Origin of the sequence: Roseovarius sp. (assembly GCF_018066915.1) — a bacterium.
Lineage (GTDB): Bacteria > Pseudomonadota > Alphaproteobacteria > Rhodobacterales > Rhodobacteraceae > Roseovarius.
In genome coordinates this window covers 1-6,263 of record NZ_JAGPVV010000024.1, presented here as the reverse complement: position 1 = coordinate 6,263, position 6,263 = coordinate 1, and the positions used below count along the sequence as shown (strand labels likewise).

Here is a 6,263-nt window from a genome sequence, read left to right as displayed (position 1 = left end):
GATGCTGGGCAAGAGCGCGGATGCGCTCTGGTCCGGGTGGATGGCCCCGTTCCTGCTGGGCGATGCGGTCAAGGCCGTGATTGCGGCGATGATCGTGACCGGTGCAACCGCATTGATCCGCGCACGCAAGGGCTGAGCCAGCCCCAAAGCTTGGAAACAAAGAACGCCGCTCCTGAAAAGGGGGCGGCGTTTTTCTTTGACGTCAGAGGATCAGGAGGCGGGTAGGCTGAGGCGTTCGCTGCGGCCCCCGCTGCGCGCAAGGATCACGACGCCTTCGCCGATCGCCGCGACGGTGGCACTCCCAAGGCTGGTGCCGACCTCGACGGTGTGGACGGCGCTTCCGATCCGAAGGAGTGCGCGGGCATGGGAGGGACCATGCAGGGTGCCAACGAGCGTGAGCCCGGCATCGGGCAGGACGCCGCGCAGGGTGGCGGCCTCTAGCGTGGCGGCGGGGGTTTCTGTGTGATCTGTCACCTGTGCCTCTTTCGTGCAATGCGCTGAGGGCATCTAGACAGGGAAAGAGACCGGGGAAAGGGCTGCGGCGCGCGTCGGCGAGGAGTTGCCGCAATGCAGCATCATGCGGGCAACTCTCCGCTCAGCCACCGGGTTTGGCGGCTGAGCGGGGGCTGTTATTCGGCGGCTTTCAGCGCGAAACCCTTTTCGATCATGTCGGAGGGGGCCACGGGATATTCGCCCGAGAAGCAGGCATCGCAATATTGCGGGCATTTGGCATTGCGCCCGCCCGCCTCGCCCACAGCGCGGTAGAGACCGTCGAGCGAGATGAATTTGAGGCTATCGACCTGCAAGTGATCGCGCATCTCATCCTCTGACATGGTCGCGGCGAGCAGTTTTTCGCGCTGCGGCGTGTCCACCCCGTAAAAACAGGGCCAAGCGGTGGGCGGGCTAGCGATGCGGAAATGCACCTCGGCAGCGCCGGCATCAAGGATCATCTCCTTGATCTTGCGGCTGGTGGTGCCGCGCACCACGCTGTCATCCACGAGAATGACGCGCTTGCCCTCGATCAGGGCGCGGTTGACGTTGAGTTTCAGGCGCACGCCCATGTTGCGGATCTGTTCGGTGGGCTCGATAAAGGTCCGGCCCATGTATTGATTGCGGATGATCCCCATCGCAAAGGGGATGCCCGATTCGTGGCTATAGCCGATGGCCGCAGGCGTGCCGCTGTCGGGCACGGGGCAGACCAGATCGGCATCGACCGGGGCCTCGCGGGCCAGTTCCACGCCGATCTGATGCCGGGTTTCATAGACCGAGCGGCCGCCGATGATGGAATCGGGGCGCGAGAAATAGACATGCTCGAAGATGCAGAAACGCGAGGGCTGGCGGCGGAAGGGGAAATGGCTCTCGACGCCGCCACCGGCGGTGATGACGACCATTTCGCCCGGCTCGATCTCGCGCACGAGGCGTGCGCCGATGATGTCGAGCGCGCAGGTTTCCGAGCTGAGCACCCAGCCTTCGCCAAGTTGCCCCAAGACCAGCGGGCGCACGCCCAAGGGATCGCGCACGCCGATGAGTTTCGAGCGGGTCATGGCGACCACGGAAAACGCGCCTTCAACCCGGCGCAGCGCATCCTCCATCCGTTCGGGGATGCGTTTTTGCAGCGAGCGGGCCATCAGGTGAATGATGCATTCGGTGTCCGAACCGGACTGAAAGATCGAGCCGCGCTCGATCAGTTCCTTGCGCAGGGCAATGGCGTTGGTGATGTTGCCGTTATGGGCAATGGCCGCGCCGCCGATGGCAAATTCGCCAAAGAAAGGCTGCACATCGCGGATCGCAGCCCCTTTGGAGCCAGCGGTGGAATAGCGCACATGGCCGATGGCGAGCGGGCCGGGCAGGGTTTCCATCAGCGACTGGCTGGTGAAATTGTCGCGCACATAGCCAAAGCGGCGCACCGAGTTGAAGCCAAGTTCGGGATCATGGCTGACGATGCCGCCAGCCTCTTGGCCGCGGTGTTGCAGGGCGTGCAGGCCGAGGGCCACGAAATTTGCCGCGTCGGTCAGACCGATCACGCCAAAGATTCCGCATTCCTCCTTCAGCTTGTCATCGTCGAAGGGGTGGGCGGGGGGCATCTGTTTGGGCAAAGCGGGCAGCTCCGAATCCGTGGATATCGCTTGGGCGTGTCATACGCCCTCAGGCCGGACATGTCACGAAACTATCACAGATAACGTGGGGATGCGATGGCTGGCGAGGGGTCAGAAGCGTGAAAGGATGACGCCTGCGCCGACCAAGAGGGCAGCGGTGAGGCGGGTCCACGACAGATCGCGCGCAGCGATGCCGAAGGCACCGATGTAATCAAGCACCATGGCACCGACGATCTGGCCAAGGATGAGCGTGGCCGCGGTGGTGAGCACGCCGAGGACAGGCACACTCCAGAGCGAGGCCCAGACAAAGAACGCACCCAGAAGGCCGCCGAGCAGGAGCCAGCGCGGGGCGAGGGCGGCGCGGCCAAAGGCGGCGCTGTCGCCCGAGAGCGCCACCAAGAGCACCAACGCCACAAAACCCACGCCAAAGGACACGGCCGCCGCCGCGACCGAGCTATCAATCGTGCGCCCGAGCGCCGAATTGAGCGGGGCCTGAATGGCCACGGCAAGCCCGGCCACGGCCATGAGAATGAGGGCGAGAACCGGGCTTTGCGGCAGCATCGGTTACTGCGGCGCCTCGCATTTGCCGATCAGGTCCTCGTATTGCCGGGTGATCCAGCCCAAGGCCTCGTCGGGGTTGCGCTCTTCGATCTTGCCGGTCAGTTGCGAGAAGACACGCGCCGAGCGGCTGTCGTCGATGATCTGGATGGATTGCGAGGAGATGACAGTCTGATAGACGAAATAGGCGATGGCGACGAGCAGCACGCCGCGCGCCACGCCAAAGACAAAGCCAAGCCCTTGGTCAAGGCCGCCCAAGACCGAGCGTTGCACCAAGGACGAAAAGAGCGGGGTGATCAGCGAGGCAACGATCAAGCCCACGGCAAAGACCACGGCAAAGGCCCCGATCATCGAGAGTTCGCAGCTATCGGCGATGAATTCGCCCACCACCGGGATTTCCTTGACCAGCGGTTCCACCTGCGGGGCAAAGATAAAGGCGAGAAAGCCCGCCACGACCCAGCCCGCGATGGCCAGAGATTCGCGCACGAAGCCGCGCGAATAGGCCAGGAGCGCCGATAGCACGATGAAGAGCGCCACGACGCCGTCGATGATGGTGAAACCTTCCATATGCCTCTTCCTGTCCCGATAGGCGCCTAACCTGCGCCGAATATGTCACCCACGAATGTGGTCAAATCCCCCATATGGGTGAGCTTGAGGCCACTGTCGCCCGTCGTCTTGCTACCTGACGGGGTAATCGCGGCTGTGAAACCAAGTTTTTGCGCCTCTTTCAACCTGTTTTCGGTCTGGCCCACCGGGCGGAGCGCACCGGAGAGGCTAATTTCCCCGAAAACCACGGTTTCGGCGGGCAAGGCGCGGTCTTCACGCGCACTCAGCAGGGCGGCGGCAACGGCAAGGTCGGCGGCGGGTTCGCTGATCTTGAGGCCGCCTGCGACGTTGAGATAGACATCAAGCCCGGCAAAGGGGATGCCGCAGCGCGCCTCGAGCACGGCAAGAATCATCGCAAGCCGTGCCCCGTCCCAGCCGACCACAGCGCGGCGCGGCTGGGCATGGGGGGTGGGGGCAACAAGCGCCTGCATTTCGACAAGCAGGGGGCGCGTGCCCTCGATGCCGGAAAAGACGACCGAGCCGGGGGTGGGCGCGCCGCGCCCCGAAAGAAAGAGCGCCGAGGGGTTGGCCACCTCGGCCAGTCCCGCGCCCGTCATCTCGAAGACGCCGATTTCATCGGCGGGGCCAAAGCGGTTCTTGACCGACCGCAGGATGCGGAATTGATGCCCGCGCTCGCCCTCGAAATAAAGGACGCAATCGACCATGTGCTCAACCACGCGGGGGCCTGCGATCTGACCGTCCTTGGTGACATGGCCGACGAGGATCACGGAGGTGCCAAAGCGTTTGGCAAAGCTGGTCAGCTCATGGGCGGCGGCGCGGACCTGGGAAACGCTGCCGGGGGCGGCCTCGACCGTGTCGGACCAGACGGTCTGGATCGAGTCGATGATCACGAGATCAGGTTTCTCGGCCTCGAGCGTGGTCAGGATGTCGCGCAGCGATGTGGCCGCGGCGAGTTTGACGGGGGCATTGCCAAGCCCCAGGCGCTGCGCGCGCATGCGGACCTGCGCGCTCGCCTCTTCGCCGGAGATGTAGAAGGTCTTGAGGCCCGCGCCCGCAAATTGGGCAGCGGCCTGCAACAGGAGCGTGGATTTGCCGATACCCGGATCACCGCCCACGAGAATGGCGCTGGAGGGCACGAGACCGCCGCCAAGGACACGGTCCAACTCGCCTATGCCCGAGAGGGTACGGGGCGGCGGCGCCTCTTCGGTCGAGAGGTCCGTGAGGGTCAGCGGCGTGCCGCGTTTGCCGCCCAAGGTCTTGCCCTTGGGGCCGGTCGAGAGCGGCGCCTCTTCAATGATACTGTTCCATTCGCCGCAGGCATCGCAACGCCCCGACCAGCGGTTGTGAACCGCGCCGCAGGCCGTGCAGGTGAAGGTGCCGGGTTTTGCCATACCCGCCTGATGCCCCAAGCGGCGGGCATGGTCAAATGCGAAACCTCAGAGATGGTTATTCCGCCGCCTTCTGGGTGATGTCGATCACGGTGCCGTCATGGCGCAGCATGTCTTCCAGACCCAGTTCCGGCAGCACCTCTCGCAGTTCGTCATGCAGGCGTTGCAACTGGCTGGCGGCAATGCTTTCCTCGAGTTCGACCTCGTGGAACCAGTGTTTGAGTTCGCGGGTGATCTGCTTGGCCTGATCAAGCCGGGCGTTGAAGGCCTCGACCTCTTGCTGGCGCTGCGTGAGGAAGTTGCGGGCGCGGGCGATGCGGTCGTCGGAATAGACCTGCGCCAATTCGCGGCTGATATGGGACATTTGCGCCGCCACTTCCAAGAGGTCCGGCTCGAGCGTGCCAAGGTCAGGGTGGTCGCGCAGATAGGCAAGCCGTTCGCGCACGGCGTCAAATTCCGAGGACAGACGAAAAAGCCCGGCACGATCCGCCGCATGGGCGGCGTGATAGGCGCGGGCGACGTCTTGCATGCCGATGTTGAAGCGCCGGTGCGAGGTTTCGAGCGCCATGATGCGGGCATTGGCGGGCAGGTAGACGCAGAGCAGCACCGCCAGAACGGTAAGGCCGATCTGGGCAATCTGGCCTGCGTTTTGGTAGGTTTCGCCTCCGAAGCCCACGCTGAATTCGAGCCATGGCAGCGCGCCCAATGCGGCGGCGATGGTGGCGGCGGTAAGCGTGAGCGCGGAGGCCAGAAATACGACAAAGGCCGCGCGTTGCAAAATGGATTGGGTTAGGAGTGCAGCAGATTTTAAAGTGGTGGTCATGACTTCCCCCCGAAAGATCATCTCCAATATCGGCAAGTTTACGCCGATTGCCTGAAAGGCATAGGGGTAAATCCATCACTCTGGAGTCAAGTTTGGCGGAGTGTGGCGTGACTGCCGCGCGATTGTTGCGGAAAATCAGACAGTATCCGGGGTGTTGGGGGGATTGTGGCGGTGTCTGAGGCTGATCGCCAGAGAGGCGAGGATGCAGGCGGTAAAGAGATAGAGGCCCCAGGCCACTTCGAGCCGAGCGAGGCCCACACCTTTGACCACGATGATGTAGAGCGCGATGAGAAAAATATCGGCCATGGCGAGTTTGCCCAAGAGGTGCAGCGCGGGCAGGGCGCGCGGGGAGAGGAGGCCAAAGTGCAGGAGGGCGAGGCCGATGGTCTTGAGGTAGGGGGCGAAGAGGGCAAAGACCGTGACCAAAAGCGCGAGGGTGACGTCGCTCTGCCAGAGCGCTTGCAGGCCCGAGATGACGGAGATTTCCGAGAGGCCAAAGAGCGGCAGGTCAATCCCCGCGCGCAAGAGGGGCGCGAACCACGCGAGGGGGAAGAGGAGGAGGAGCGAGAGGTTGGCGTATTTGAGCATCAATTCGATCTAGTCGCCTTCAGCCGGACGTTCCAGATAATATGAGAGTGTAGAGGCCGTTCTATTGAACGAAACCTCATAGGTCAGGGATAGGAGAACACCGACGATAGCGGACACCACAAGCAGGTCACTGAGCATTGGACGCTTTCCCCAAACACATTTTACCCAGTCGTAGAGCGTGCCCACAAAGAGTAACACAGAGAGCAACGCCGCAAACTGATAGGAGTGAAGCTTTGGTAGAAG

8 protein-coding genes are annotated in these 6,263 nt (G+C 63.2%); all 8 read right to left on the bottom strand.

Features of this window, described 5'->3' with window-relative positions:
- Positions 1 to 210 precede the first annotated feature (210 nt).
- On the bottom strand, positions 211 to 474 hold the full coding sequence (locus KBT70_RS01405) for a hypothetical protein (protein WP_296627908.1): 264 nt from the start codon (positions 472 to 474) through the stop codon (positions 211 to 213).
- A 155-nt stretch (positions 475 to 629) separates the two neighbouring features.
- On the bottom strand, positions 630 to 2,084 hold the full coding sequence (purF, locus tag KBT70_RS01400) for an amidophosphoribosyltransferase (protein WP_296627905.1): 1,455 nt from the start codon (positions 2,082 to 2,084) through the stop codon (positions 630 to 632).
- 123 nt (positions 2,085 to 2,207) lie between these two features.
- A complete protein-coding gene (locus tag KBT70_RS01395; RefSeq protein WP_296627903.1) occupies positions 2,208 to 2,657 on the bottom strand; it encodes a DMT family transporter in 450 nt (149 codons plus the stop codon).
- A gap of 3 nt (positions 2,658 to 2,660) precedes the next feature.
- Positions 2,661 to 3,221: a CvpA family protein gene (locus tag KBT70_RS01390; protein ID WP_296627901.1), complete on the bottom strand. Its 561-nt coding sequence runs from the start codon at positions 3,219 to 3,221 to the stop codon at positions 2,661 to 2,663.
- A 26-nt stretch (positions 3,222 to 3,247) separates the two neighbouring features.
- A complete protein-coding gene (radA, locus tag KBT70_RS01385) occupies positions 3,248 to 4,612 on the bottom strand; it encodes a DNA repair protein RadA (protein WP_296627899.1) in 1,365 nt (454 codons plus the stop codon).
- A gap of 55 nt (positions 4,613 to 4,667) precedes the next feature.
- Positions 4,668 to 5,432 (bottom strand): DNA repair protein, encoded by a 765-nt coding sequence (locus KBT70_RS01380; protein ID WP_296627897.1) that lies wholly within the window; start codon positions 5,430 to 5,432, stop codon positions 4,668 to 4,670.
- 135 nt (positions 5,433 to 5,567) lie between these two features.
- Entirely contained in the window at positions 5,568 to 6,020 is a 453-nt protein-coding gene (locus tag KBT70_RS01375; RefSeq protein ID WP_296627895.1) for a paraquat-inducible protein A, read from the bottom strand.
- Positions 6,021 to 6,029: 9 nt separating this feature from the next.
- Positions 6,030 to 6,263: hypothetical protein (locus KBT70_RS01370; protein WP_296627893.1), on the bottom strand; the 234-nt coding region annotated here is incomplete at its 5' end.